This window comes from Streptomyces solicamelliae (genome assembly GCF_045348655.1).
Taxonomy (GTDB): Bacteria; Actinomycetota; Actinomycetes; order Streptomycetales; family Streptomycetaceae; genus Streptomyces; species Streptomyces solicamelliae.
Map to the genome: position 1 here is coordinate 1201043 of NZ_CP160404.1, position 26834 is coordinate 1227876.

A 26834-nucleotide genomic window follows, 5' to 3' on the forward strand; every position below is an offset into this window, starting at 1 on the left:
AAGAACGTGTCCAAGCCGCTCATCGGCGTGACGACCTATCTCGACCAGGCCCGCTGGAACGTGTGGGACCTGCCCGCCGCCCTGCTGCCGGCCGCCTATCCGCGGCTGGTGCAGGCGAGCGGCGGGCACGCCGTGATGCTGCCGCCGGACGACCCGTCGGCCGCGGCGGCCGTGGTGGCCCGCCTCGACGGGCTGGTCGTCGCGGGCGGCGCGGACGTCGAACCCGTCCGGTACGGGGCCGCCACCGACCCCCGTACCGGCCCGCCGGCCCGCGAGCGCGACGCCTGGGAGCTGGCGCTCATCGAGGCGGCGCTCGGCTCGGGCACCCCGCTGCTCGGCATCTGCCGCGGCATGCAGCTGCTCAACGTGGCACTCGGCGGCACGCTGGTGCAGCACCTGGACGGACACGTGGAGGCGGTCGGCGTGATCGGCCGCCACACGGTCAAGCCCGTACCCGGCACGCTGTACGCCACCCTGGTACCGGACGCGGCGTCGGTACCGACGTACCACCACCAGGCCGTCGACCGCCTCGGCCGCGGCCTCGCCCCCTCCGCCTACGCCGGGGACGGCACCGTCGAGGCCGTCGAACTCCCCTCCCCCGGCTGGACCCTGGGCGTCCAGTGGCACCCGGAGATGGGCGAGGACCTGCGGGTGATGCGGGGGTTGGTCGAGGCCGCGCGGAGGGTTTAGCCCTGGGTGAGCGACAGAAGGTCCCGGGCCGGGCCCGTCGGGCGGTGGCCGGTGGGCCAGACGGCGCGGAGGGCGCGGGCCAGGGGGACGGCGTCCAGGGGGATCTCGACCAGGCGGCGGGAGGCCAGTTCCTCGGTGACCGCGAGTTCGCTGAGGACGGCCGGGCCGGCGCCGCTGACCGCGGCGGCCTTCACCGCCGTGGTGGAGGCGAGTTCGAGCAGCGGCTCGGCCAGGCCGCCCTCCTCGGCAAGGGCGGCGTCCAGGACCTGGCGGGTGCCCGAGCCGCGCTCGCGCAGGATCAGCGGCGTGGCGGACAGCTCCGCGGCCGTCAGCGGACTCCGGCGGCGGGCCCAGCGGTGCCCCGGGGCCGCGACCACGACGAGCCGGTCATGGGCCACCACCGCGCCCTCCAGACCGTCCGGCACCGCCAGGCCCTCGACGAAGCCGAGGTCCGCCTCGTCGGCGAGCAGCCGCTCCGCGACCGCCGCCGAGTTGCCCGCCTGCAGCGAGACCGCCGTGTCCGGGCGGTCGGCGCGCAGCGCGATCAGCCAGCCCGGCAGCAGGTACTCCGCGATCGTCATCGACGCCGCCACCCGCAGCCGCGAGTCGCGGCGGGCCCGCAGCGCCTGCGCACCCGCGTCGAACGCCTCCGCCGCCTCCACGATCCGCCGCGCCCAGTCGGTGACCAGCGCGCCCGCGTCGGTCAGCCGGGAGCCGCGCGGCGAACGGTCGACCAGGGCGACCCCGAGCTGCCGCTCCATGGACCGGATCCGGCTGCTGGCGGCCGGCTGCGTGATGCCGACCTCGCGGGCCGCCCGCCCCAGGCTGCCGTGCCGGGCGACCGCGAGCAGCAGCTCCAGCGCGCCCAGGTCGGGCACCCGGTGGGCGAGCGGGGCGTGCGTCTCGGTAAACGGTCCGTCACTGCTCATAAAGCCAGCTTATGACGTCATAGGCTCATGATCCCTGGTCGGGGCGGAGCCGCCACGTGACGGTGGGGACCATGGCAACCCTTGTTCACCCTCCGGCCGTGCGCCGTACCGTCCACCCCGCCGAGCCCCACCGGGCGAAGGCGGGGCGGGTCCGCCACCTCGGACCCAACTGGTACGCCTCGGTCATGGGGACCGCGATCGTCGCCACCGCCGGCGCGACGCTCCCCGTCCCCGTCCCCGGTCTGCGTACCGCCGCCGCGGCGGTCTGGGCCCTCTCGGCCCTCCTGCTGGCCGCGCTGCTCGCGGGCCGCGCGCTGCACTGGATCCACCACCGCGACCGGGCGCGGGAGCACCTGATGGATCCGGCCGTCGCCCCCTTCCTCGGCTGTGTGCCGATGGCGCTGCTCGCGGTCGGCGGGGCGACGCTGACCGTGGGCCGGGACTGGATCGGTACCGGCCCCGCGGTCGCGATCGACGCGGCGCTGTTCACGGCCGGCACGGTGACCGGCCTGGTCGTCGCGGTGGGCGTGCCGTACCTGATGGTCGTGCACCACCGCCTCGAACACGCCGGTCCCGCCTGGCTGCTGCCGGTCGTGCCGCCGATGGTCTCGGCGGCGCTCGGCCCGCTGCTCGTCCCGCATCTGCCGGCCGGCGGGCCGTGGCGGGAGACGCTGCTGGTCTGCTGTTACGCCCTGTTCGGGCTGAGCCTGCTCGCCACCCTGCTGATCCTGCCGCTGGTCTTCGGCCGGCTCGTCACCGGCGGCCCGCTGCCGCTCGCGCTGACGCCGACGCTGTTCCTGGTCCTGGGCCCGCTGGGCCAGTCGGCCACCGCCGCGGGCAAGTTCGCCGACGTCGCGCCGGGCGTGCTGCCCGCCCCGTACGCGGAGGGGTTCACGGCCTTCGCCGTGCTGTACGGCGTGCCGGTGATGGGCTTCGCGCTGCTGTGGCTGGCCCTCGCCGGGGTCCTGGTGCTGCGGGCGCGGCGGCGCGGGATGGGCTTCGCCATGACCTGGTGGGCGTTCACCTTCCCGGTGGGGACGTGCGTGACCGCCGCTGAGGGGCTCGCCGCGCACACCGGGCTCGGCGTGTTCCGGTGGCTGGCGGCGGGCCTGTACGTGCTCCTCGTCGCCGCCTGGCTGACGGCCGCCGCGCTGACCGTGCGCGGGCTGCTCAGGGGCGAGCTGCTGCCAGGGACCGGCTCAGCTCCCGGTGCGCCTCGGCGAGCGACGGCCCGTACCAGGTGAGGTGCCGGCCGCTGACGAGGGCGGCGGGCAGACCGGGGAAGGCCTCGGGCCCGTCGTCGGCGGTGAAGCGGTACGGCTCGTCGGGCAGCACGACCAGGTCGGCACCGGCGGCGTTCAGCTCGTCGAGCGGGATCCGCGGGTAGCGCTCGGCGTGGCCTGCGTACCGCTGGCGCACCCCGAGCCGGGCCAGCAGGTCGCCGGCGAAGGTGTCACGGCCGAGGACCATCCAGGGGCGGCGCCAGATCGGCACGATCGCGGTGTACGAGGCGTCCTCCGGCGTACCTCCCGCCCACGCCTCCTCCGCCTCGTCGAGCCAGCGCGGCCGGGGCGGCAGCCCGCAGGCCCGCAGCACCCGCTCCAGTTCGGTGAACGCCTGCGGCAGCGTGCGGACCTCGGTGACCAGGACGTCGAGGCCGGCGGCGCACAGCTCGGCCAGGTCGGGCGCCCGGTTCTCCTCCTCGTTGGCGACGACGAGGTCCGGGCGGAGCGCGGTGATCGCGGCGACGTCGGGGTTCTTCGTCCCGCCGGTGCGCACCGCGCCGCCGAGGTCCGCGGGGTGGGTGCACCAGTCGGTGACGCCGACGAGCGTGCCGGGCCTCGTGACCGCGATCGCCTCGGTGAGGGACGGCACCAGGGAGACGACCCGCATCAGTCGGACTCCGTCGCCTCGATGTGGTCGGCGACGGCGACGACGAGCAGACGGGTGTCAGGACCGGTCGCGCGCCAGCGGTGGCGCACCCCGCCGGTCAGGTGCAGGGTGTCACCGCGCTCCAGACGGTAGGCGCGGCCCTCGGCCTCCACCTCGACGGAGCCGTCGGCGACGTACAGGAGTTCGTCGTTGCGGTGCTGGTACTCGCGTCCGGCCTCCTGCTCGCCGGTGAACTCGACCGCGTGCAGCTGGTGGTGACCGCGCACCAGGGGGCGTACCCCCTCGGGCATCTGCTCGAGGTGTTCGGCGGCCCGTACGACGTCGACGGTGCGGGCGGAGTCGGCGGCGGCGAGGAGCGCGGTCGCGGTGGTCTCCAGGGCGTCGGCGACCCGCTGCAGGGAGCGCATGCTGGGGCGGGCGCGTTCGTTCTCGACCTGGCTGAGGAACGGCACGGACAGACCGCTGCGCGCCGAGACGACGGCCAGGGTCAGCTCCAGTGCCCGGCGGCGTTTCCGGACGGCGGCGCCCACCCGAAGCGATTCCTTGTCGTCCACGACCTTCTCGTCCATGACTGCGGCTCCCTCCCGATCCCGTCGTGCCCGTCGGCGGTGGTGCAGGTCCGTGCTCGTCACGTGTACGCGTCATACGTACTCATCGGTTACCTGCACCTTACGCAGCTTTGGGCCGCGGTTTCGCCTGCTGCGGGATTCGTCCGGTATCCGGCGCTGTCCGTACTCATGCGATCGCCGTGCGCGAGCGGCCGGCCCGAAGGGCTGCGGCCGCTCGCGCACGGCGATCGGGGGAGGTCACACGGAGGTGGTCAGCGGGTCACTCGCTGTCGGATCGGGCGGCCGCGGCCTTCTCCGTCTTCGAGACGGGGGTCCACTGGTCGGCCAGGCCGGGGTTCTCCTTCAGCCAGGCGCGGACGGCCTCCTGCTCCTTGCCCTTGCCGGTCTCCTGGATCCTCGCCTCCAGGCCGGTGAGCTGCTTCTCCGTCATCTTGAAGTTCTTCAGCCACGCCCCGACCTGCGGGTTGTCGGCCGCGAAGCCCTTGCGGGCCAGGGTGTGGACGCCGTCGCCGGTGCCCCACGAGACCTTCGGGTCCTTGAGCTTCTTCAGGTCGTAGGTGGAGTAGGCCCAGTGCGGCGACCAGAGGGTGACCGCGACGGGCTCCTTCTTGTCGTACGCGCGCTTCAGCTCGGCGAGCATGCCGGGCGTGGAGCCGTCGACGACCTTGTACTCGCCCTCCAGGCCGTAGTCCTTGAGGACCTTGTCCTTGAGGATGCCCATCATTCCGGCGCTCGGCTCGATGCCGATGATCCGGCCCTTGAACTGCCCCGCCTTGCCCTTGAGGTCGTCGAGCGAGTCGACGCCCTTGACGTAGGACGGCACGGACAGCTCCAGAGAGGTGGGGCCGTACCAGGAGCCCATGTCCTCCAGCTTGTTCTTGTACTTCGCCCAGTACTGGGCGTGGGTGACGGGCAGCCAGGAGTCGGTCTCGAAGTCGATCTGGCCGCCGGCCATGCCGGTGTACAGGGAGCCGGCCTCGAGCTGCTGGGCGTCCACCTCGAAGCCGCGGCGCTCCAGGAGCTCCTTCCAGAGGAACGTGGAGGCGATGCCCTCGTCCCAGGGGATGTAGCCGACGGTGAGCTTCTTGCCCTGGCCGATGTTCGTCGCGTCGGCGGCGGTGCCGCCGGAGGTGTCCTTGCCGAGGAAGCCCATGCCGCCGGCGACCAGCGCCAGGACGACGACGCCGGCGAGCGCGGTGACGGGCTGCGGACGGTGGCTCCACACGCGGGCGCCGCGGGAGGCGGCCGCGCGGGCCTTGGCGAGGGCGCGCCGGCCCTGCGGGGAGACCTGGCGGCCGAGGGCGCCGGTCATCCGGTCGAGGTACATCGCGAGGATCACGATGGAGACGCCGGCCTCGAAGCCGAGGCCGATGTCGACGTTGCCGATGGCCCGGTAGACCGCGCCGCCGAGTCCGCCGCCGCCGACCATGCCGGCGATGACGACCATGGACAGGCCGAGCATGATCACCTGGTTGATGCCGGCCATGATGGTCGGCAGCGCGAGCGGCAGCTGGACGCGGAGCAGGGTGTTGCGCGGGGTGGTGCCGAACGCCTCGGCCGCCTCGACCAGTTCGCCGTCGACCTGGCGGATGCCGAGCTCGGTCATCCGGACGCCGGGCGGCAGGGCGAAGACGATGGTGGCGATGATGCCGGGCACCACGCCGACGCCGAAGAAGATGATGCCGGGGATCAGGTACACCATCGCCGGCATGGTCTGCATGAAGTCCAGGACCGGCCGCAGCACGGCGCTGACGGTCTTGGAGCGGGCCGCCCAGATGCCGAGCGGGACCGCGATCGCCAGGGTGACGAGGGTCGCGACGAGAACGAGCGACAGCGTCGACATCGCCTCGTCCCACAGCTCGATCGAGTCGATCAGCGCGAAACCGGCGAACGCGAGGACGGCGGCGGTGAGTCCGCGCAGCCACCAGGCGGCGACGGCGAGGATGCCGGCGAACAGCAGCGGCTGCGGGGCGGACAGGACGGCCTCGATGCCGTCGTACAGGCCGGTGACGACGCTGCTGACAGCGTCGAAGAGCCAGGAGAGCTGGGCGCGGAGCCAGTCGACGGAACCGTCGATCCAGTCGCCGAGACGGAGCCTAGGCACCGGCGGTCACCTCCTCGGGCTCGCCCGGTGCGGCATCGCAGGCCATGGGCGGGCGCTGTTCGTCGCCGATGAAGCCGATGAGCCGGGACTGCGGGACGACGCCGAGCACAGCGCCCTGCGCGTCCTTGACGGCCACGGGGTGCGGGACGCGGGCGGCGACGGCGCACAGCTCGGCGACCGGGGTGTCGGGGCGGACGGTCTCGCAGCCGCAGGCGTCGGCGGCGGCGTCCGTCCCGGGGTCGGTCTCCGGGTCGGTCATGACCGCCGCGGCGGTGAGCACGCGGGAGCGGTCGACGTCCTGGATGAAGGAGGCGACGTAGTCGTCGGAGGGGCGCAGCAGGATGTCCTCGGCGGTGCCGAGCTGGACGATCCGGCCGTCGCGCATGACCGCGATGCGGTCGCCGAGGCGCATGGCCTCGTTGAGGTCGTGGGTGATGAACACGATCGTCTTGCCCAGGCGCTTCTGGAGTTCGAGGAGCTGGTCCTGCATGTCGCGGCGGATCAGCGGGTCGAGCGCGCTGAACGACTCGTCCATGAGCAGCAGGTCGGCGTCGGTGGCGAGCGCGCGGGCCAGGCCCACGCGCTGCTGCATGCCGCCGGAGAGCTCGTCGGGCCAGGACTTCTCCCAGCCGGCCAGGCCGCACAGCTCCAGGGCCTCGGCGGCGCGCTTCTCGCGCTCGGCGCGCGGCACGCCCTGGACCTCCAGGCCGTAGGCGGCGTTCTCCAGGACGCTGCGGTGCGGGAAGAGCGCGAAGTGCTGGAACACCATGCTGATCTTGGTGGACCGGACGGCGCGCAGTTCGCGGGGGCTGAGCGCGGTGAGGTCCTCGCCGTCGAACAGCACACGGCCCGCGGTGGGCTCCAGGAGCCCGTTGAGCATCCGCAGCAGGGTCGACTTCCCGGATCCCGACAGACCCATGACGACGAAGATCTGGCCGGGTTCGACGACGAACGAGGCGTCGATCACCGCCGCCGTCGTGCCGTCGGAGCGCAGCTCGTCGCGATCCGCCCCGCGGGCGAGTTTCTCGACGGCCTCGCCGGGTCGTCTGCCGAACACCTTGAACAGGTGGTCGGCCTGGAGCCTGGACACATATACCTCACGTGTTGCAACGAAAACGGCCCTCCACCCCCGCGGGCGCCGGGCCGTGGAGCGGGGCGGGATCGGCCCGCGGCTGCCCGGAGGACGGTGACTCGTTCCGGCCCGAACCGTTTCCCGGCTCACGCCGTCTTTCGGTTCGTACCGTTGAATCCCGTACCGGGTCCGCTCCGGGCCCGCGCCTGCCCGGGCTCCTGGCGGGCAAACGCGAAGGTGACGGGGGTCACGGTGCGGGCGTGGAACCGCCGGGCGTTGTCGGTGGCGTGCGGCATCATCGGGGTGTGACGCGACGCCTGATGCTCCTCGACACCGCCTCCCTGTACTTCCGCGCGTACTTCGGCGTGCCCGACTCGGTGAAGGCCCCGGACGGCACGCCGGTCAACGCCGTGCGCGGACTGCTCGACTTCATCGCCCGGCTGGTGCAGGACCACCGGCCGGACGACCTGGTGGCCTGCTGGGACGACGACTGGCGGCCGCAGTGGCGGGTGGACCTGATCCCCTCGTACAAGGCGCACCGCGTCGCGGAGGAGACGCCCGTCGGTCCTGACGAGGAGGAGATCCCGGACACGCTGGCCCCGCAGGTGCCGATCATCGAGGCGGTGCTCGCCGCGCTCGGGATCGCGCGGGTGGGCGCGGCGGGGTACGAGGCGGACGACGTGATCGGCACGCTGGCGGCGCGGGCGAAGGGCCCGGTCGACATCGTGACCGGCGACCGGGACCTGTACCAGCTGGTCGACGACGCGCGCGGGGTACGGGTGCTGTTCCCGCGCAAGGGCGTGGGCGACCCGGACCTGGTGGACGAGAAACTGATCCTCGAGAAGTACGGGGTGCGGGCGGACCGGTACGCCGACTTCGCCGCGCTGCGCGGCGACGCCAGCGACGGACTGCCGGGCGTGAAGGGCATCGGCGAGAAGACCGCGGCACAGCTGATCACGGAGTACGGCGACCTGGCCGGGGTGCGCGCGGCGGCGGCCGACCCGAAGTCGAAGCTGACGCCGGCGAAGCGGCGCGGGATCGTGGAGGCGGCGGCATACCTGGACGTCGCGCCGAAGGTGGTCCGGGTCGCGGACGACGTGCCGCTGCCGGACTTCGACCCGGCACTGACCGGCGTACCGGCGGACCCGGAGCTGCTGGAGGCCCTGGTGGCGCGGTGGGGCCTGGGCGGCGCGGTGGGCCGACTGCTGACGACACTGCGGCACTGAGGCGCCGGGATGCTAGCTTAGGTAAACCTAAGTACGCGAATCAGGGGAGACCGTCGTGGCAGAGCAGCCGGCACGGAAGGCACCGAAGGCCCATGAGGCCCGCGTGGTGCGCACGGAGCGGATCACTCCGCACATGGTGCGCCTGGTGCTGGGCGGCGACGGGCTCGCGGCCTTCGAACCCGGCGGGTTCACGGACCACTACGTCAAGCTGCTGTTCGCCGCGGAGGGCGTGACGTATCCGGAGCCGTTCGACATGGACCGCATCCGCGCGGAGTTCCCGCGCGAGCAGTGGCCGACGACGCGGACGTACACGGTGCGGGCGTGGGACGCGGTGCACCGCGAGCTGACGGTCGACTTCGTGGTGCACGGCGACGAGGGCCTGGCCGGGCCGTGGGCGGCGCGGGCGCGGGCCGGCGACACGGTGCGGTTCCTCGGGCCGGGCGGCGGGTACGCGCCGGACGCGGCGGCGGACTGGCATCTGCTGGTCGGCGACGAGAGCGCGCTGCCCGCGATCGCGGCGTCGCTGGAGCGACTGCCGGCCGGGGCGAGGGTGCACGCCTTCGTGGAGGTATCCGACGCGTCGGAGGAGCAGAAGTTCGCGACGGCGGCGGGCATCGAGGTGACCTGGCTGCACCGCGGCGACCGCCCGGTGGGCTCACTCCTCGTCGACGCGGTCCGCACGCTGGACTTCCCGGCGGGCGAGGTCCACGCCTTCGTTCACGGCGAGGCCGGCGCGGTGAAGGAACTCCGCCGCCACCTCCGCCTCGACCGCGCGATCCCCCGCGAGCGCCTGTCCATCTCCGGCTACTGGCGCCTCGGCAAGACGGACGAGGCGTGGCGCGCGATCAAGCGCGAGTGGAACGACCAGGTGGAGCGGGAACAGGAGAACTGAGCCTGTCGGCGGATGCGCCGACGCATGTGAGGTGTCCAGGGCCCCCGGAGGCAACTCCCGGGGCCCTGTGGCGTTCTGACACCGGGCGGGCGCGCGCCGGGCCGGCGCGTTGCTACGCCTCGTTCGGCTCCACCGTCTCGTCCGTCGTCTCGTCCGTCGTCTCGTCCGCCGTCTGGTCCGCCGTCGCGTCTCCGTAGAGGCGGGCCGAGGCGTCGACGTGGGCCATGCGGCGCAGGGCGCCGAGGACGGCGTCGCCGAGGACCGTGCCTATGACCACGGCCTCCACCAGCCGCTCCCGGCCGACGCGCCGGTTGACGTACTGCAGATCGACGGTCGCCACGTCCTCCGCGGCCCGCGCGTACGTCTCCAGCTGGTGCTCCGCGAAGTCGGTGTGCCCGACCTCGTCCAGGGCCGCCAGGGCCACGGCGAGGGCCTCCGCGGCCGGGCTGCGGTCATCGACGAGCCAGCCGCGGCGGCGGATCAGCTCGGTCACCTTCTCGCGGGCCGCCAGCATCTCCCCCGGCTCGTCCTCGTACCGCGGGACCACGCGGTCCGCTGCCGCGCCCAGGACCTTGTGCACCGGCCTCTCCGGGTCGTCGACGGCGGCCAGCACCTCCCGGATCGCGGCCACCGACAGTCCGCCGACGTCCAGCAGGGCGCGGATCAGCCGGAGCCGCCGCTCGTGACTCTCGTCGTACGACGCCTGGTTCGGGCTGGTCAGCCGGCCCGCAGGCAGCAGCCCCTCCCGCACGTAGTACTTGATCGTCGGCACGGACACCCCGGTCCTGCGGCTCAATTCACCGATGCGCACGTCGCGTTCACCTTCCCGGCCTTGCCATTCCCCCACCCATCATAGATAGTTCCGCTATCAGATAGCAGAGAGTGCCGCTATCTATTCTGTCTTGGCTGTCACCGGGGGTGCCTTCTCATGTCGTCAACCCTTTCACCGCGGGTCCGTGACCTGCACCGACCTCTGCTTCTCTTCGCGGCCGCCATGGCCGGAGCCGCCGTTCTCACCGGGATCGGGCTCCTCGCCGACCCGCGCATGCTCGACGGCACTCCGATCTGGGCGAAGCCCTTCAAGTTCGCGCTCTCCTTCGCCGTCTACTGCCCCACGCTCGCCTGGATGCTCTCCCTCCTCCCCCGCGGCCGGCGGGTCGGCTGGTGGGCGGGAACCGTCGTGGCCGTCGCCTGCGCCGTCGAGATGGCGATCATCGCCGGACAGGCCGCCCGCGGGCACCACAGCCACTTCAACCGCGCCACACCGCTCGACGCGGCGCTGTTCTCCGTCATGGGCGTCACGGTCGTGTTCCTGTGGCTCGGCGCCCTGGTCATCGCCGTCCTGCTGCTGCGCGCCCGCATCCTCGACCGCGCCCAGGCCTGGGCGGTACGCCTCGGCTCCCTGCTCGCGCTCGCCGGCGCGGCCATCGGCTTCCTGATGGTCAGCCCCACGCCCGAGCAGCTCGCCGCAGGCGGCACGGCTGGTCCCCCGGTCGTCGGCGCGCACAGCGTCGGCGTACCGGACGGCGGTCCGGGGCTGCCCGTCATCGGCTGGTCCACCACCGGCGGCGACCTGCGGATCGCGCACTTCTTCGGGATGCACGCCCTCCAGATCCTGCCGCTGGCGCTGGTCGTCCTGGTCGCGCTCGCACCGCGGTTCGCCCGGCTGCGCGACCCCCGCGTCCGGCTGCGGCTCGTCCTCGTCGGCTCCGGCGCGTACGCGGCCGTCTTCGCCCTGCTGACCTGGCAGGCGCTGCGCGGTCAGCCGCTGCTGCGGCCCGACGCGGCGACGCTGCTCGCCGCCGGCGCGGTCGTCGTCGTCGGCGCGGCCGGGACCTGGGCGGCCCTGCGTACGACGCCCCGCACCGGCACCGCCCCTCGGACCGCCGCCCCCGTCACCGAAACCGTCAAGGAGCACGTCGCATGACCGGGATCCTCTCCGAGCTGACCTTCTGGCTGGCCGCACCCGTCTGGCTGGCCATGATCTTCGCCCCTGCCTGGCCGCCGACCTCCCGGCTGGCCGCCTCCCCTCTGACCGTCGTACCGGTCCTGGTCGTCTGGCTCGTCATGGCGATCCCCGTCGCCCCCGAGCTGTGGGCCGCGGTGAGCAACCCCGACGTCGACGTCTTCCGCGAGCTGGTGGCCACCTCCAACGGGGCGGGTGCGGTCTGGGCGCAGGTGATCGCGTGGGATCTGCTGATCGGGCAGTGGATGTTCCTGCAGGCGCGGCGGCTCGGCATCCCTCCCTTGGTCATGGGTCCGCTGCTGGTTCTGACGATCCTGTTGTCGCCGATCGGTCTGCCGGTCTTCCTGCTGGTCCGCGAGGCCGCCCGGCGGCGTGCGGCCGCTACCCTGCCCGGATGAATCGCATCGACCGGGTCGTGGGAGCCGTCCTCGGCTCCGCCGTGGGGGACGCGCTCGGCGCTCCCTTCGAGTTCGGGCTGCCGGGGGTGTTCCGCGAGCGGTTTCCCGACGGCGTGGGCGAGTTGTGCGGGGGCGGGGGCTGGGACCCCGGCGAGGCGACCGACGACACGCAGATGGCCGTGCTGGTCGGGGAGTCGCTCCTCGACCGGGGCGGGCTCGATCTGCCGGACGTCTTCGACCGGTTCCGCCGCTGGGCGGCGGGCGGGCCGAAGGACATCGGCCTCCAGACCGAGGCGGTACTCGGCAGCGGCGACCCGTGGGACACCGCCGCCGCGCTGCACTTCCAGGTCAACGGCCGTGCCGCGGGCAACGGTTCGCTGATGCGGGCCTCGACCTCGGCGGTGTACTTCGCGGCCGGCGGGCGACGGGTCACGATGGACGCGGCCCGGCGCATCGCCGCGCTCACCCACGGGGACGCGGCGGCCTGGGAGGGCACCGCGATCCTGCACGAACTCGTGCGGGTCGCGCTGGAGGGCGGCGATCCCCTGGCTTCCCTGCCGGAGGTCCTCGGCGACGTGGCCGAGGTCCAACGGCCGCGCTGGGCCGTCGTCCTGGCACCTGGCTGGTGTCCTGACGACGCGACCGAGTTCAACGGCGCGGTCTGGCCGTGCCTGGGCTCGGCCGTGTGGGCGCTGCGTACGACCTCCTCGTTCGAGTCCGCGCTGGCGGCCGCGGTCGACCTCGGCGGCGACACCGACACCGTGGCGGCGGTGACGGGGACGCTGGCCGGGGCGGTCCACGGGGTTGGTGCGATCCCGGAGCGGTTCACCGAGTTGCTGCATGTGCCGCTGCCGGGGTTCGGGGATCGGGTGCTGCGGGACAGGGAGTTGAGGGAGCTTGCGGTTGCGTTGGGGGCGTGAGGGGTGGGGTGGGTGACGTGTGGGACGTTCCGCGGGTCGCATTCGGGACTGCATGATTTACGGCGCGTTCGGGTTGCCTCGGTTGGAACCGTTTCAGCCGCGCCACACATCACGCTTTACGTCCCGAACGCGACCCCCTCCACGTCCCCCCGCTCCCGTCGGCTCGCCCCTAGCGCGCCTCGACGGTGGCCAGGACCTCGCGGTCGGGCTGGAGGGTGAGGCTGGGGACGGGGCGTATCTCGGCGGGGTCCACCGCCAGGCGGTAGCGGCGGGCCAGGACCGCGAGGATCAGGACCGCCTCGACCATCGCGAAGCGCGTACCGAGGCAGACCCGTGGACCGCCGCCGAAGGGGAACCAGGCGTATTCGGGTATGTCGTTCTCACTCTGCCAGCGCTCCGGGCGGAAGCGTTCTGGCTCCGGGAACCAGCGGGCGTCGCGGTGGGTGGCCCACTGGCTGCTCCAGACGCGGGTGCCGACGGGTACCGGGTTGCCGGCGATCTGCGCGCCCTCCTTGGCGATGCCGGTCAGCAGCCAGATCGTGGGGTAGAGGCGGAGGGTTTCCTTGACGACGCTCTGGGTGTAGGTGAGGTGGGCGAAGTCGTCGAAGGTGGGGTCTCGGTCGCCCAGGACCTCGTCCAGTTCGGACCAGAGGGCGTCCTGGACTTCCGGGCTTCGGGACAGGAGGTACCAGGACCAGATCAGGGTGCTGCTGGTCGTCTCGTGCCCGCCGATGTAGAGGGTGACCGTCTCGTCGCGGATCTCCTGGTCCGAGAGGTGGGCGCCGGTCTCGTCCTGGGCGGTGAGGAGGCGGCTGAGGAGGTCGGGGCGGTCCGTGTCGCCGTCGCGGTGCCGGGCGACGACGCGGGAGACCTCGGCGTCGATGACCTCCGTGGCGCGCTTGATGCGGGCCCGGCCAGGCGTCGGGAGCCAGTCCGGGAGTACGGCCCCGAGGCCGCTGAACTCGGCGCCGATCTCCTGTTGGGCGACATCCATCGCGCGGCCGATCGCCCCGGCGTCGGCGGCCGTGTCGACGCCGAAGATCGTGCGGACGGCGATGAGTTGGGTGAGGGCCGCCATTTCCCTTTTGATGTCGATCCGCTGGTTCGGCTTCCAGCGGTCTGCCAGGTCGACTGCGCATTCCGTCATGGTGGCGGCGTACGAGCGGACCTGTTTGGGGCGGACCGACGGCTGGACCAGGGAGCGCTTGCGCCGCCAGTCCGGGCCTTTCGCGACGACCACGCCGTTGCCCAGGAGGGTGCGGAAGGCGATGCCCAGGTCGGGCTGGTCGAAGGTGCGCTCGACCTCGGTGAGCAGTTCGCCGACCTGGTCGGGGTGGGCGATGAACAGTGACGGCTTGCCGCCGAACTGCCAGCTGACCACGTCCCCCTGGGCGCGCAGCTTCTCGAAGAAGGCCAGGGGGTCCTTGCCAAACTCCGGAAGGTTGCCGAGCAGGGGCACGCCCCGTGGACCCGGCGTGATCTCTTTTCCGGGCATGGCCGGACGTGCTTGCGTGGTCAACTGCGTTCCCTCCCCTGGATGTTCTCTCGCGTACAAGAACATGCTTACGGATCGGGTGCCCTTCGCCAAGCCCTGTGGATAACTCTCCGTGAGCATGCGAAAGGCCCGCGGCCGGAAGCCGCGGGCCCGTTCGGCTCAGCCCACCGAGCTGTATGCCACGACTCCTCTGAGCAGGGAGTCCACTGCCTTGCGGGCGTTCTTCGCGACGGTGCTGTTCTCCTTGGGCGCCGCCGCGGCGATCTGGCCGAGGACGTCGATGACCTGCTTGCACCAGCGGACGAAGTCGCCGGCCGGCATCTCCGCCTCGCGCAGCACCTCGTCGAGGCTCTTGTCGGAGGCCCACTGGTACGCGGCCCAGGCGAAGCCGAGGTCGGGCTCGCGCTGGCCGACGCCCTCCGCCTGGTTGATCTTGAATTCCTCTTCGAGGGCGTCCAGGCGGCCCCAGATGCGGACCATCTCGCCGAGGGCCGCCTTGGCGTTGCCCGTGGGGAGCTTGGGCGCGACGGCGTCGTCCGCCTGCCGGGCCTCGAAGACCAGTGCCGAGACGCAGGCGGCGAGTTCGGCTGGAGTGAGGCCCTCCCACACGCCGTCGCGCAGGCATTCGCTGGCGAGCAGGTCGAGTTCGCCGTAGAGGCGGGCGAGGCGCTTGCCGTGCTCGGTGACCTCGTCGCCGCGCAGGTAGTCCAGCTCGGTGAGCAGGGCGACGATGCGGTCGAAGGTACGGGCGATGGTGTTCGTCCGGCCCTCGATGCGCCGCTCCAACTGCCGCGTGTCGCGCTGGAGTCGGTAATAGCGCTCCGCCCAGCGGGCGTGGTCCTCGCGCTCGTCGCAGCCGTGGCAGGGGTGCGCCCGCAGTTCGGCGCGCAGGCGGGAGATCTCGCGGTCGTCGGCGGCCGCCGCGCGCTGCTTGCGGTGCCGGTCGGGCACGATGTGCCCGGCCTTGGTGCGCAGGGCGGAGGCGAGGTCCCGACGGGACTGCGGGGAGCGCGGGTTGAAGCTGCGCGGGATGCGCATGCGCTCCAGCGGCTCCACCGGGACGGGGAAGTCGATGGAGGCCAGGCGCTTGACCTGCCGTTCGGCCGTGAGGACGAGCGGGCGGGGGCCGTCGTGGTACTCGAAGCCGCGGTGACCGTTGGTGCGGCCGGCCGGGATGCCCGGGTCGAGGACGAGGGCGAGGCCGGCGAACTTGCCGGTGGGGACGTGGATGACGTCCCCGGGCTTCAGCTTCTCCAGGGAGGCGGCGGCCTGCGCGCGCCGCTGGGCGGCGCCCTGCTTGGCCAGTTCGGTCTCGCGGTCCTTCAGGTCGCGGCGGAGCCGCGCGTACTCCTCGAAGTCGCCGAGGTGGCAGGTCATGCCCTCCCGGTAACCCTGGAGGCCCTCCTCGTTCTTCTGGACCTGGCGGGAGATGCCGACGACCGAGCGGTCCGCCTGGAACTGGGCGAAGGACGTTTCGAGCAGTTCGCGGGAGCGGTGCCGGCCGAACTGGTCGACCAGGTTGACCGCCATGTTGTACGACGGCTTGAAGCTGGACCGCAGCGGGTACGTGCGGGTGCCGGCGAGGCCGGCGAGGTGGCCCGGGTCCATGCCGCGCTGCCACAGGACCACCGCGTGGCCCTCGACGTCGATGCCGCGGCGGCCGGCGCGGCCGGTGAGCTGGGTGTACTCGCCGGGGGTGATGTCGGCGTGCTGCTCGCCGTTCCACTTGACCAGCTTCTCCAGGACCACGGAGCGGGCGGGCATGTTGATGCCGAGTGCCAGGGTCTCGGTGGCGAAGACCGCCTTGACCAGGCCGCGGACGAAGAGCTCCTCCACGACCTCCTTGAAGGTCGGGAGCATGCCGGCGTGGTGCGCGGCGATGCCCCGCTCCAGGCCCTCGAGCCACTCGTAGTACCCGAGGACGTGCAGGTCCTCGGTCGGGATGGAGGCGGTGCGCGCCTCGACGATCTCGCGGACCTTGAGGCGCGCCTCGTCGTCGTTGAGCCGCAGCCCCGCGTACAGGCACTGCTGGACGGCGGACTCGCAGCCGGCCCGGCTGAAGATGAAGGTGATCGCGGGCAGCAGGCCCTCGGCGTCGAGGCGCTCGATGACCTCGGGGCGGCCGGGGGTCCAGATGCGGGAGCGCTGGCGGCGTTCGCGCTCGCGGTCGGCCTCGCGGATCATCTTGCCGCGACGGCGCTCGCGCGGGTTGTACGTGCGCGAGTTCTCCGTGCGGGCGAGGCGCAGGAGGTCGGGGTTGACCTCGCGGCGGGCGGAGCCGCGGCCGCCGTGGTCGGTCTCCTCCTCGAAGAGGTCGTACATCCGGCGGCCGGCCAGGACGTGCTGCCACAGCGGCACGGGGCGGCTCTCGGAGACGATGACCTCGGTGTCGCCGCGGACGGTGTCGAGCCAGTCGCCGAACTCCTCGGCGTTGGAGACCGTCGCGGACAGTGACACCAGGGTCACGGACTCGGGGAGGTGGATGATCACTTCCTCCCAGACGGCGCCGCGGAAGCGGTCCGAGAGGTAGTGGACCTCGTCCATGACGACGTAACCCAGGCCGCTGAGTGCCTGGGACCCCGCGTACAGCATGTTGCGGAGGACCTCGGTGGTCATGACGATGATCGGCGCGTCCCCGTTGACGCTGTTGTCGCCGGTGAGCAGGCCGACCTTGTCGGGGCCGTACCGCTTCACCAGGTCCGTGAACTTCTGGTTGGAGAGCGCCTTGATGGGCGTGGTGTAGAAGCACTTGCGCCCCTGGCGCAGCGCGAGGTGGACGGCGAACTCGCCGACGATGGTCTTGCCCGAGCCGGTGGGCGCGGCGACGAGCACGCCCTTGCCCGCCTCGAGTGCCTCGCACGCCTCGATCTGGAAGGGGTCCAGACCGAACTCGTACATCTCGCGGAACGGCGCGAGCGCCGTGGCCTGCTCACGGTTGCGGACCATGGCGGCCGCGTACCGCTCGGCTGGTGTGAGGTCGTCTGTCATCTTGTCTTCGAGCCTACCCGCCCCCACTGACAGCGACGCGATCTTTATCGGGGCCCCGGAGCACGCGGAGGAGCGGCGACAAAGATCGCCCCCACCGGCCGTCGGCGGGTGGGGGCGATCGCGTTTCCGGGGCCGCCGTGGCGGCGTCGGGTCACGTCACGTCGTCGTAGCCGTGGTCGTGGCGGCCGGTCTCCTGGCGGGGCAGCTCGCGGGTGGCGGGCACGGGCTCGACCTCGCCGATCGTCTCGGGGTGGAGGTCCAGCTGGGCGGCCTCGTCGTCGCTCAGGCCCGCGTACGGGTCCTTGCGGCGGCGGCGTGCGTCGTTGAGGAGCGAGAAGCCCGCGGCGATGAAGTAGAGGACGGCCAGCGGGCCGGCCAGCAGCAGCATGGAGATGGGCTCTCCGCCCGGGGTGGCGATCGCCGCGAAGGCGGTCAGGCCGACGATCATCCCGCGCCACCAGCCGAGCATGCGCTTGCCGCTGAGCACCCCGGTCATGTTGAGCAGGATGAGCAGGAGCGGCAGCTCGAAGGCGAGACCGAAGACGATCACCATGCGCGTGATCAGGTCCAGGTAGTCGTCGAGCGGCAGCAGCGGCTTGGCCCCGTCGGGCGCGAAGCCCAGCATGATCTCGGCGGTCTGCGGCAGGATCGTGTAGGCGAGATAGGCGCCGCCCAGGAAGAGCGGGGCGCCGACCGCCACGAACGCCAGCGTGTAGCGCTTCTCGTGCGAATGCAGTCCGGGCGCGACGAACGCCCAGAGCTGGTAGAGCCAGACCGGGGTGGCGAGCAGGACACCCGTCATCAGGGCGACCTTGAGGGCGATGGTGAACGGGGACAGCAGTCCCTGCGTGGTCATGAGGGCGCACGGATCGCCGTTGACCATGGTCACCGCGCCGTCGACACAGCCGACCGAAGTCAAAATCGGCCGCATCAGGAATTCGAAGATGTCCTTCTGGAAGAAGGCCGCGACAATCGTCACCACGACGATCGCCAGAACCGCCTTCATCAGCCGGTTGCGCAACTCACGCAGGTGCTCCCCGAGGGGCATCCGCCCCTCGGCGTCCTTCGCCTGCTTGCGGGAAGACTTGAGCAACCCACTTCCTCGTCTCGTACGAAAGCCGTCGGGTAGCCAGGATCAGTTCTGCGCGCTGTGGTTCGGCTCGGCGACCGGACGGCTGCTCGCCGCGTCCCCGGGGGCCGCCTTGATCGTGCGCGGAGCGTCCTGCGTCGCGGTCTGCTCGGCGGTGGTCGCCGTGGCGGCGCCGGCCTCGTCGTCCTTCTTCATGGCCTTGGCCTCGCTCTTGAGGATGCGCGCCGACTTGCCCAGCGAACGGGCCATGTCCGGGAGCTTCTTGGCACCGAACAACAGCAGGATGACGGCGATGATCAGAAGGATCTCGAGGGGCTTCAGATTGCCGATCATGTGCGACTTCCTTCTCGCTGAGGGGCGGGGCTGCCCGGTCGATCAGACATATGTCTGGCCGTCGTACTGCCAACGATCGTAACCCGCAGCTGTGAACGCAAGGCAATCCCTCGGCGTACTCGGGGATACGGACAATGCGGTCGTCCGGAGAACCTCCGGAAGCGTACCCCTGCCCCTCTGGACACCCCGCACGGAGGGTCTTCTAACGCAGCGCTCCGCCGGTGCGGCTCAAGGTGGTTGCCGCGTTCTCGAGGTCCTCGGCCGCCCGATTGATCCGTTCTGTGGTGTCCGCCACTTGCCGGCCGAGCCGCTGGGCCTCCAGGAACACCTTGATGCCGAGGACGCCGAGGACGGCGATACCGAGGAAGCCGAGGGCGACGGCGAGCATGGGCCAGAACATGGGGCGAGCCTAGACCGTGGAGTGCAGGCGCAGTGTGCTGACTCCGCCGCCGGTGAGGAGTTCGACGATGCGCTCGCCGGCCGGCTTGCGGACCGAGCTGCCGCACTCGGGGCAGGTGAACGAGTAGAACGTGGTGCGGCGGCTGCCGCCGATGGCCAGGCGCAGCGCGCCGGCGGCGAGCTCGAAGCGGGAACGGCACTCGGGGCAGGCGGCCTTGAAGAGCACCGGGACCGCCGTCATCGGAATTCCGTGCATCACGGACATTTCCCTCACCTCTCCCACTTCGCTGAACTCGTGCGCCCCACCGGTCCGCACACCGTCAGCCGCATCAGGTACGTCATGTACAGCGTCCGCGGCCCCCCGGACGTCACCCGCACCACGGGCCTCACGCCGTTTCGTACGCCGCCAGGGCCTCCGCCGCCGCGCGCCGGGCGCTGTCCGCCAGGTCCTGCGGGGCGACGATCCGCCCGTCGCTGCCCAGCCGCAGGGCGAGCCGGCGCAGCGAGGCGGGCGCGGGGGTGCGCAGCGTGATCCGCAGGCCGCCGTCCGGCAGCTCCTCGGCCCGGTCGTGCGGGTAGTACTCGGCGACCCAACGGCCCCCCGGCCCGGTCTCCACCACGACCTCGGGGTCCTCCGCGGACGGCTGCACCAGCCCCTCGGACAGGTCCCGCAGCTCGATCTCCGGCGGCGCGGACGCCTCCTCCAGGATCCGGATCTCGGCGACCCGGTCGAGCCGGAAGGTACGGCGCGCCTCGGAGAGGTGGCACCACGCCTCCATGTACGTGTGCCCCACCGCGAACAGTCGGATCGGGTCGACCTCGCGCTCGGTCAGCTCGTCGCGGGCGGGCGAGTAGTACCGCACCCACAGCCGGCGCCGCTCGGAGATGGCCCGGTCGACCTCGGCGAACACCCCGCCCTCGGACTCGAACGTCACCGACAGCCGGGAGCTGGCCCCGGCGACCTCGCCGGCCGCGGCCTCCAGCTTCGCGGTGGCCCGCAGCAGCGCCTCCCGGTCCCCCTCGCGCAGCCCCGGCAGGGTGGCGACGGCGCGGGCGGCCACGAGCAGCGCGGTCGCCTCGTCGGCGGCGAGCCGCAGCGGCGCGGCGACGTCGTCCGGGTTGTGCCACCAGATCCGGTCACCGTCGGTGTCGATGTCGAGCAGGTCACCGCCGCGGAAGCTGGTGCCGCACATGGGCAGCACGTCCAGGTCGGAGATCAGCTCGTCCTCGGTGATCCCGAAGGCCCGGGCGACGTCCGCGACGTGGGCGCCGGGGCGCTCGCGGAGGTAGGTGACGAGGGAGAGCATCCGCCTCGTCTGGTCGATGGCGTTGGCAGCCATGGTCGTTCCTCTCCCCCTCAGCCCTTGGCCACGGCGCGCAGCCGGTCCACCACGTCGGCCCGCAGGTCCTCGGGCTCCAGGACGACCACGTCGGGCCCGAACTCGACGAGCCAGGCGTCGAGGCCGTGCCCGTACGGGATCTCCAGCTCGTCCCAGCCCGCGCCGGCCTCGCGCACCGCGGTGGCGCGGGCACGCAGCGGGTAGCCGCTGCCGGAGCGCAGCCGGATGCGGGCGGAGCGGGTGGCGGTCTCGCCGGCCCAAGACTCCACGGTCTCGCGGACGGTGACCACGTCGGGCACGGGCGCGGTGAACGCGCCGGCACGGGAGCGGACCTTGCCGGTGATCCGCGAGAGCCGGAACACACGCTCGGCGCCGCGGTCACGGTCCCAGCCCGCGAGGTACCAGTGGCCGCGCCAGCACTCCAGCGTCCACGGCTCGACCTGGCGCGGCTCCGGGCGGGCGGCGGTGGCCTTGCGGTACTCGAAGGTGACCGGGCGGCGGTCGCGGCAGGCCAGCATCAGCGGCTCGAACGCGGCCTCGTGGACGGGGATGCGCGGCTCGAGAGCGCTGTGCTGGACGTCGTACGCGTCCTCCGCCTCGGGCATGCCGGCGGCGCGGAGCTTCTGGAGCGCGCCGCTGGCGGCACCGGCCAGCCGGGCCTGCTGCCACACGCGGGCGGCCAGGCCGAGCGCGGCGGCCTCCTCGGCGTCGAGGGTGATCGGCGGGAGGCGGTTGGAATCGCGGCGGGCCAGGTAGCCGGTCTCGCCGTCGAGGTTCTCGACGGTCTCGATGACCAGGCCGAGCTCGCGCAGATCATCCTTGTCGCGCTCGAACATCCGGTTGAAGGCGTCGTCCGAAGCTGAGGCCGCATTGCCCGGCCCGAAGGCCTCGACGTAGGCCTCGATGGAACCCCGCAGCTCCCGCTTGCTCAGCGGGCGCCGGGTACCCAGCAGACACAGCGCCAGATTCATCAGCCGCTCGGCCTTGGCAATGGCCATCGACGCCTTGCACCTCTTCTGCCGGATTGACTTCTCGCGGGTCCGACCGTACCGCCCCGGGGTGTCCGGACAAAAGCCGAGGGCCCCCGCCGTGGAGGCGGGGGCCCTCGGGAGTCCGGTCGTGCCCGGGATCAGCGACGGCCGATGCCGACCAGGTCGCAGACGAAGATCAGCGTCTCGCCCGGACCGATCTTGCCGCCGGCACCGCGGTCGCCGTAGGCGAGGTGCGCGGGGATGACCAGCTGGCGGCGACCGCCGACCTTCATGCCCTGCACGCCCTTGTCCCAGCCCTGGATGACCTGGCCGACACCGAGCTGGAAGTCCAGCGGGGCGCCGCGGTTCCAGGAGGCGTCGAACTCCTCGCCGGAGTCGAAGGAGACACCCACGTAGTGGACCTTGACGAAGTCACCGGCCTTGGCGACCTCGCCGTCGCCCTCCCAGATGTCCTTGATCTCCAGGTCCTTCGGCGGCTCGCCGCCCGGGAAGTCGACCTCGGGCTTCTCGATGCTCACTGCAGTGTGCTCCTCAAACTGATGAACTGCGCAACCGGGACAGTCTTACATCTTCGCCAGGATGTCCACGGCGAACACCAGCGTCGAGTTCTTCGGGATGCCCTGCTTCTCCTCCGCGCCGAAGGCCATGTTCGGCGGCGCGACGATCAGGACACGGCTGCCGACCTTCTTGCCGACCATGCCGTCCTTGAGGCCCTTGAGGGTCAGCTGCGGCAGCGGGAAGTTCGCCGTCTTGCCCATGTCGTACGTGGAGTCGAACTTCTTGCCGTCCTTCCACAGGAGGGCCACGTAGTTCACCACGACGGTGTCCGAGTCCTTGACGGCCTCGCCCTTGCCCTCGATCACGTAGTTCGAGACCAGCTTGGTGGGCGGGTCCACCTTGGGGACGGTGACCGAGGGCTCCTTGCCGTCGGTGTTGACGCCGACCTTGGGCAGGTCCTTGTTCTCCTGCGCGACCTCGGTGCCCGTGGCGGACTTCGGGATCGTGGTCGCCTTCAGGATGTCGACGACGAAGACCAGCGTGGCGTTGGGCTTGATGTCGCCCTGCCCCTGAGCGCCGTAGCCCAGCTCCGGCGGAATGCCGAGCTCGACACGGCTGCCGACCTTCTGCCCCTCCAGACCCTGGTCCCAGCCCTTGATGACCTGGCCGGCGCCGAGCGTCAGATCGAAGGGCTGGCCGCGGTCGAAGCTGTTGTCGAAGGGCTTGTCGGAGTCCCAGGACTGGCCCAGGTAATTGACCTGGATCGCGTCGCCCTTCTTGGTGACCGGACCCTTGCCCTCACTGATCACATTGACCTTGAGCTCCTTCGGCGGATCGCCCTCCCCCTTGGCGAGGGTCGGCTTCTCCCCGAACTCGGCACCCGCGGTGATCGCGGGCAGCCCGTTGGTCATCGAGGCGTTATCGGAGCCCTTGTCCTCGCTGCCGCAGGCCGCGGTCGAAAGCAGCAGCAGCGGGACGACGAGCAGACCGGCAAGTCGGCGCACGTTTTCCTCAGATCTCAGACGGCACAGTAGTTGCCCGACACTCTAGGGGGTGTCCCTGTGCCGCCGGGGGCGTGCCGAGGGCCCCGCACGCAAACGTACGGGGCCCGGACCGCCTGCCCAAGCGCGCTCCTACATTCCGGCGATCAGCTTTTCCACCCGGTCGTCGACGGAGCGGAACGGGTCCTTGCACAGGACCGTGCGCTGGGCCTGATCGTTCAGCTTCAGGTGCACCCAGTCCACCGTGAAGTCGCGCCGCTGCTCCTGGGCACGGCGGATGAAGTCGCCGCGCAGCCGGGCCCGGGTGGTCTGCGGGGGCACCGACTTGCCCTCGAAGATCTTCACGTCGTTGCAGATCCGGGCCGCCTGACCCTTGCGCTCCAGGAGGTAGTACAGGCCGCGGCGGCGGTGGATGTCGTGGTACGCGAGGTCTATCTGCGCGACCCGCGGATGCGACATGGTCATGTTGTTCTTGGCGCGGTACCGCTCGATGAGCTTGTACTTCATCACCCAGTCGATCTCGGTACCGATGCGGTCGAGGTCCTCCGCCTCGATCGCGTCGAGCGTGCGGCCCCACAGCTCCAGGACCTGGGCGACGGTGCCGGTGCGGATGCCCCGGCGGTCCACGAAGTCGGCGGCCTTCTCGTAGTACTCGCGCTGGACCTCCAGGGCGGACGCCTCCCGCCCGCTGGCGAGGCGCACCTTGCGCTGCCCCGTGATGTCGTGGCTGACCTCGCGGATCGCCCGGATCGGGTTCTCCAGGGTCAGGTCACGCATCACCGTGCCGGCCTCGATCATGCGCAGCACCAGATCGGTCGCGCCGACCTTCAGCAGCATCGTCGTCTCGGACATGTTCGAGTCGCCGACGATGACGTGCAGCCGGCGGTAGCGCTCGGCGTCCGCGTGCGGCTCGTCACGGGTGTTGATGATGGGCCGCGACCGGGTGGTCGCGGAGCTGACGCCCTCCCAGATGTGCTCGGCACGCTGGGAGACGCAGTACACGGCCCCGCGCGGGGTCTGCAGCACCTTGCCGGCACCGCAGATCAGCTGACGGGTCACCAGGAACGGAATGAGGATGTCCGCGAGCCGGGAGAACTCCCCGTGCCGGGCGACGAGATAGTTCTCGTGGCAGCCGTAGGAGTTTCCCGCCGAATCGGTGTTGTTCTTGAAGAGATAGACGTCGCCCGCGATTCCCTCCTCGTGCAGGCGGCGTTCCGCGTCGACGAGCAGACCTTCGAGAATGCGCTCGCCGGCCTTGTCGTGGGTGACCAGCTCGGTCACGTTGTCGCATTCGGGCGTTGCGTATTCCGGATGCGAACCCACGTCCAGGTACAGGCGGGCGCCGTTCCGCAGGAAGACATTGCTGCTGCGGCCCCATGACACGACACGGCGGAAGAGGTAGCGCGCCACTTCGTCAGGAGACAGTCGGCGCTGTCCCCTGAACGTGCACGTGACGCCGTACTCGTTCTCCAGCCCGAAAATGCGGCGGTCCATGAGTGAACATTACGCCTGATGGCCTGAGCTGAAACCGGGTTCGACGGCCGCGTTCCGATCGTTTTCCGCTGACTGCGCGGAGTTGTCGGCGTGTCCGGCGTGTCCCGCGTGCCGAACGGAGCGTCCCGGCACCGTGAGCACCCGGCCCGTGACGACGAGGACGAGGAGGGCCGCGAAGCCCGCCGCGACGGCCACACCGAAGCCCGCGGAGGTGCCGTTCAGCTCCACGGCCGGCCCGGCGGCCGCGGTACCCAGGGCCGCCCCCACGCCGAACGTGGTCACCAGCCAGGAGAACGCCTCCGTGACCGTGCCCCGCGGAGCGTGCCGGTCCACCACGATGAAGCCGCAGGCGAGGGCCGGGGCCAGGAAGACGCCCGCAAGGGCCGACAGAGCCGTCATCGCAGCCACGCCCGGCGTCAGCAGCAGCGGCACGTAGCCCAGGGCCAACAGGCCCACGATCACCCGCAGCCGCCGCTCCGGCGCACCGGCCCACTGCCGCGCCCCGTACAGCACACCACCGACGAGCGCGCCGAGCCCCAGCGCCGCCATCAGCCAGCCGTACACCGACTCGTCACCGTGACCGTCCGCGTACGCGACCGCGGCGACCGTGATGGAACCCAGGGCGATGCCGACGAACAGGAACGAGCCCAGCAGCGCCAGCAGACCCGGCGAGCGCAACGCACCCAGCCAGTGGGCCTCGCGGGGCGCGGAACGCCAGGCACGGGACGGCTTCGAGACGATCACGGAGAGCGCGCCCAGGACCCCGAGGACGTTGATGACCACCAGCGCGGCGGCCGGCGAGTGCAACGCCACCAGGACAGTCACCAGGAGCGGGCCGACGGTGAACATGACCTCCTGCGCGACCGCGTCCAGGGCATAGGCCCGGTGCACCCGGTCCTCGCTGCCGAGGACACCCGGCCACAGCGCACGCAGCCCGCCCTCCAGGGGCGGGGTGAACAGCCCCGCGACGACCACGGCCGCGTAGGCGACGGCAAGGGGGGCGATGCCCGCGACGGCCAGAAGGACCATGCCGAGGGCGGAGACGACGGCGGCCGGGAGCTGGACCCGGGGCTGCCCCTTGAGGTCGACCAGCCGGCCGAGCAGAGGCTGGCCGACGGCGTTGGCCAGGCCGTACGCGGCGGCGAGACCGCCCGCGAGGCTGTACGAGCCGCCCTCGGCCCGGGTGAACAGCACGATCGCGACCGGTCCGGTGCCGTTGGGCAGCCGGCCGAGGAGCGTGCCCGCGAGCAGCCGGGCGGCGTGCGGCGCCCGGAGGATGTCGAGATAACCGCCGCTCGGGCCGGTCCCGCTGCCCATGACTGCCTCCTGTGTCGTCCGGATCTCCCGGGCGTTCCCCCCGCCCCCAGCGAGGTTTTACGTATAACGTCGTGGGTCATACGTACCATGTCCCGCATACGCGGGTCCACCCCGCGCCCCGGACCGGCCCCAGCGGAGGCAGCACCAGTGCAGACCACGGAACCCCCCGGCGGCGCCCGGCCCACCAGCCGCGACGTCGCACGCGCCGCAGGGGTCTCCCAGGCCACCGTCTCCCTCGTCCTCGGCGACAAATGGCGCGGCCGCGTCTCCGAACGCACCGCCGGCATCGTCCGCGACGCCGCCCGCGACCTCGGCTACCGGCCCAACCTCGCCGCCCGCAACCTGCGCCTCGGCCGCACCCGAACCGCACTCCTCGTCGTCCCCGCACTCACCAACGAATTCTTCGCCCGCGTCTACACCGGCGCCGCCACCGTCGCCGCACGCCACGGCTTCGGCGTCGTCCTCTACCCCTCCCCCGAAGGCGTCGGCCCCGCCAAAGACCCCTTCGCCTCCGCCCGCGCCGCCCTCGACGGCGTCATCGCCTCCTCCATGGCCGCAGACGCACTCACCGCCTTCCACGGCACCGACCTGCCCCTCGTCATGCTCGACAGCGACCCCGCCGACACCGGCGCCGCCGCCCAGGTCAACCTTGACATCGCCGACGGCATGCGACAGGTGACGGACCATCTGCTCGCCCTGGGCCACCGACGCTTCCTGCACTTGGCATCCGCCGTACCGTCCTGGACCTTCGACGTACGCGCCGCCGCACTCGCCGAAGCCCTGCGGGGCACAGAGGTCCGCACCGTACGCGCCCCCCTCGACGTCGCAGGCGCACGCGCCGCCACCGAACAGGCCCTCGCCGCCCCCGGCCCCCGGCCCACCGCCGTCATCTGCGACGACGACATCCTCGCCGCCGGCGCCTGCAAAGCCCTACGACGCCTCGGCCTGCGCGTCCCCGAAGACGTCTCCGTCACCGGCTTCGACGACCTCGCGCTCGCCACCGCCGTGGAACCCGAACTCACCACCGTCCGACTCCCCGCCGAACGGATCGGCGAACAGGGCATGGCCGCACTCCTCGCCGTCCTGGCCGGCGAGGAACCGGAACGCGGCCACATCCCCGTCACCCTCGTCGAACGCGCCTCCTCCGGCCCCGCCCCGACGCCCTGAACACGCGAACGGGCCCCGCCCCTCCGGGAGATACGGAGGAACAGGGCCCGGCAGCGACGGT

General features: G+C 71.9%; 26 protein-coding genes. 8 read left to right on the plus strand and 18 right to left on the minus strand.

The features are described 5' to 3' along the window. Positions 1 to 6: 6 nt before the first annotated feature. Positions 7 to 690, plus strand: coding sequence for a gamma-glutamyl-gamma-aminobutyrate hydrolase family protein (locus tag ABZO31_RS05555; RefSeq protein ID WP_406859846.1), 684 nt, complete (start codon positions 7 to 9; stop codon positions 688 to 690). Here the strand turns inward: ABZO31_RS05555 and ABZO31_RS05560 are convergent. Next, positions 687 to 1619, minus strand: coding sequence for a LysR family transcriptional regulator (locus ABZO31_RS05560; protein WP_406859847.1), 933 nt, complete (start codon positions 1617 to 1619; stop codon positions 687 to 689). The two genes, ABZO31_RS05555 and ABZO31_RS05560, sit on opposite strands and share 4 nt — an antisense overlap. A 71-nt stretch (positions 1620 to 1690) precedes the next feature. Here ABZO31_RS05560 and ABZO31_RS05565 point away from each other — a divergent pair, with 71 nt between their 5' ends. Further along, positions 1691 to 2863, plus strand: coding sequence for a TDT family transporter (locus ABZO31_RS05565; RefSeq protein ID WP_406859848.1), 1173 nt, complete (start codon positions 1691 to 1693; stop codon positions 2861 to 2863). Here ABZO31_RS05565 and ABZO31_RS05570 read toward each other — a convergent pair. From ABZO31_RS05570 to ABZO31_RS05585, 4 genes are all read right to left on the minus strand, one after another. Then, positions 2790 to 3512: a helical backbone metal receptor gene (locus ABZO31_RS05570; RefSeq protein ID WP_406859850.1), complete on the minus strand. Its 723-nt coding sequence runs from the start codon at positions 3510 to 3512 to the stop codon at positions 2790 to 2792. The two genes, ABZO31_RS05565 and ABZO31_RS05570, sit on opposite strands and share 74 nt — an antisense overlap. Continuing rightward, a complete protein-coding gene (locus ABZO31_RS05575; protein WP_406859851.1) occupies positions 3512 to 4081 on the minus strand; it encodes a helix-turn-helix domain-containing protein in 570 nt (189 codons plus the stop codon). Before ABZO31_RS05575 ends, ABZO31_RS05570 begins: the two co-directional genes overlap by 1 nt. 259 nt (positions 4082 to 4340) lie before the next feature. After that, positions 4341 to 6185, minus strand: a complete 1845-nt coding sequence (locus ABZO31_RS05580; RefSeq protein ID WP_406859852.1) for an ABC transporter permease/substrate binding protein — start codon at positions 6183 to 6185, stop codon at positions 4341 to 4343. Then, positions 6178 to 7275: a quaternary amine ABC transporter ATP-binding protein gene (locus ABZO31_RS05585; protein WP_406859854.1), complete on the minus strand. Its 1098-nt coding sequence runs from the start codon at positions 7273 to 7275 to the stop codon at positions 6178 to 6180. The genes ABZO31_RS05580 and ABZO31_RS05585 overlap by 8 nt, the downstream gene beginning before the upstream one ends. A 287-nt stretch (positions 7276 to 7562) precedes the next feature. Here ABZO31_RS05585 and ABZO31_RS05590 point away from each other — a divergent pair, with 287 nt between their 5' ends. Further along, positions 7563 to 8483, plus strand: a complete 921-nt coding sequence (locus ABZO31_RS05590; protein ID WP_406859855.1) for a 5'-3' exonuclease — start codon at positions 7563 to 7565, stop codon at positions 8481 to 8483. A 55-nt stretch (positions 8484 to 8538) separates the two neighbouring features. Next, on the plus strand, positions 8539 to 9375 hold the full coding sequence (locus ABZO31_RS05595; RefSeq protein WP_406859856.1) for a siderophore-interacting protein: 837 nt from the start codon (positions 8539 to 8541) through the stop codon (positions 9373 to 9375). Between the two features lie 112 nt (positions 9376 to 9487). On the opposite strand, the gene ABZO31_RS05600 is transcribed toward ABZO31_RS05595, so the two are convergent. Further along, complete coding sequence (locus ABZO31_RS05600; RefSeq protein WP_406859857.1) at positions 9488 to 10186, minus strand: MerR family transcriptional regulator; 699 nt, start codon at positions 10184 to 10186, stop codon at positions 9488 to 9490. Positions 10187 to 10369: 183 nt separating this feature from the next. On the opposite strand from ABZO31_RS05600, the gene ABZO31_RS05605 reads away from it, so the two are divergent. The 3 genes from ABZO31_RS05605 to ABZO31_RS05615 are packed head-to-tail and all read left to right on the plus strand — an operon-like array spanning position 10370 to position 12659. Next, positions 10370 to 11302, plus strand: a complete 933-nt coding sequence (locus ABZO31_RS05605; protein WP_406865261.1) for a hypothetical protein — start codon at positions 10370 to 10372, stop codon at positions 11300 to 11302. Continuing rightward, positions 11299 to 11739: an ABA4-like family protein gene (locus ABZO31_RS05610; protein WP_406859858.1), complete on the plus strand. Its 441-nt coding sequence runs from the start codon at positions 11299 to 11301 to the stop codon at positions 11737 to 11739. Before ABZO31_RS05605 ends, ABZO31_RS05610 begins: the two co-directional genes overlap by 4 nt. After that, a complete protein-coding gene (locus ABZO31_RS05615; RefSeq protein WP_406859859.1) occupies positions 11736 to 12659 on the plus strand; it encodes an ADP-ribosylglycohydrolase family protein in 924 nt (307 codons plus the stop codon). Before ABZO31_RS05610 ends, ABZO31_RS05615 begins: the two co-directional genes overlap by 4 nt. A gap of 169 nt (positions 12660 to 12828) precedes the next feature. Here the strand turns inward: ABZO31_RS05615 and ABZO31_RS05620 are convergent, their stop codons facing one another. The 12 genes from ABZO31_RS05620 to ABZO31_RS05675 form a co-directional block, all read right to left on the minus strand. Then, complete coding sequence (locus tag ABZO31_RS05620; protein ID WP_406859860.1) at positions 12829 to 14154, minus strand: cytochrome P450; 1326 nt, start codon at positions 14152 to 14154, stop codon at positions 12829 to 12831. Between the two features lie 159 nt (positions 14155 to 14313). After that, the gene (locus tag ABZO31_RS05625) at positions 14314 to 17142 is read right to left on the minus strand and encodes a DEAD/DEAH box helicase (RefSeq protein WP_406859861.1); all 2829 of its coding nucleotides are present in this window, start codon (positions 17140 to 17142) and stop codon (positions 14314 to 14316) included. 151 nt (positions 17143 to 17293) lie between these two features. Next, complete coding sequence (gene tatC / locus ABZO31_RS05630) at positions 17294 to 18235, minus strand: twin-arginine translocase subunit TatC (RefSeq protein ID WP_406859862.1); 942 nt, start codon at positions 18233 to 18235, stop codon at positions 17294 to 17296. A gap of 42 nt (positions 18236 to 18277) precedes the next feature. After that, complete coding sequence (gene tatA, locus ABZO31_RS05635) at positions 18278 to 18565, minus strand: Sec-independent protein translocase subunit TatA (RefSeq protein WP_406859863.1); 288 nt, start codon at positions 18563 to 18565, stop codon at positions 18278 to 18280. A gap of 202 nt (positions 18566 to 18767) precedes the next feature. Continuing rightward, positions 18768 to 18965 carry a hypothetical protein gene (locus ABZO31_RS05640; RefSeq protein WP_406859865.1) on the minus strand — a complete coding sequence of 66 codons (198 nt, stop codon included), beginning with the start codon at positions 18963 to 18965 and terminating at the stop codon, positions 18768 to 18770. Positions 18966 to 18974: 9 nt separating this feature from the next. Next, complete coding sequence (locus ABZO31_RS05645) at positions 18975 to 19229, minus strand: hypothetical protein (protein ID WP_406859866.1); 255 nt, start codon at positions 19227 to 19229, stop codon at positions 18975 to 18977. A gap of 121 nt (positions 19230 to 19350) precedes the next feature. After that, positions 19351 to 20304, minus strand: coding sequence for a helix-turn-helix transcriptional regulator (locus tag ABZO31_RS05650; RefSeq protein ID WP_406859867.1), 954 nt, complete (start codon positions 20302 to 20304; stop codon positions 19351 to 19353). Between the two features lie 17 nt (positions 20305 to 20321). Then, on the minus strand, positions 20322 to 21302 hold the full coding sequence (locus tag ABZO31_RS05655) for a helix-turn-helix transcriptional regulator (RefSeq protein WP_406859868.1): 981 nt from the start codon (positions 21300 to 21302) through the stop codon (positions 20322 to 20324). A 131-nt stretch (positions 21303 to 21433) separates the two neighbouring features. After that, complete coding sequence (locus tag ABZO31_RS05660) at positions 21434 to 21814, minus strand: FKBP-type peptidyl-prolyl cis-trans isomerase (protein WP_406859869.1); 381 nt, start codon at positions 21812 to 21814, stop codon at positions 21434 to 21436. Positions 21815 to 21859: 45 nt separating this feature from the next. Beyond that, entirely contained in the window at positions 21860 to 22798 is a 939-nt protein-coding gene (locus ABZO31_RS05665) for an FKBP-type peptidyl-prolyl cis-trans isomerase (RefSeq protein ID WP_406859870.1), read from the minus strand. Between the two features lie 129 nt (positions 22799 to 22927). Beyond that, positions 22928 to 24289: a Pup--protein ligase gene (gene pafA, locus ABZO31_RS05670; protein ID WP_406859871.1), complete on the minus strand. Its 1362-nt coding sequence runs from the start codon at positions 24287 to 24289 to the stop codon at positions 22928 to 22930. Between the two features lie 9 nt (positions 24290 to 24298). Next, positions 24299 to 25606 (minus strand): MFS transporter, encoded by a 1308-nt coding sequence (locus ABZO31_RS05675; protein ID WP_406859872.1) that lies wholly within the window; start codon positions 25604 to 25606, stop codon positions 24299 to 24301. Positions 25607 to 25753: 147 nt separating this feature from the next. Between ABZO31_RS05675 and ABZO31_RS05680 the strand changes: the two genes are divergently transcribed. Next, entirely contained in the window at positions 25754 to 26773 is a 1020-nt protein-coding gene (locus ABZO31_RS05680; RefSeq protein WP_406859873.1) for a LacI family DNA-binding transcriptional regulator, read from the plus strand. Positions 26774 to 26834: the final 61 nt, after the last annotated feature.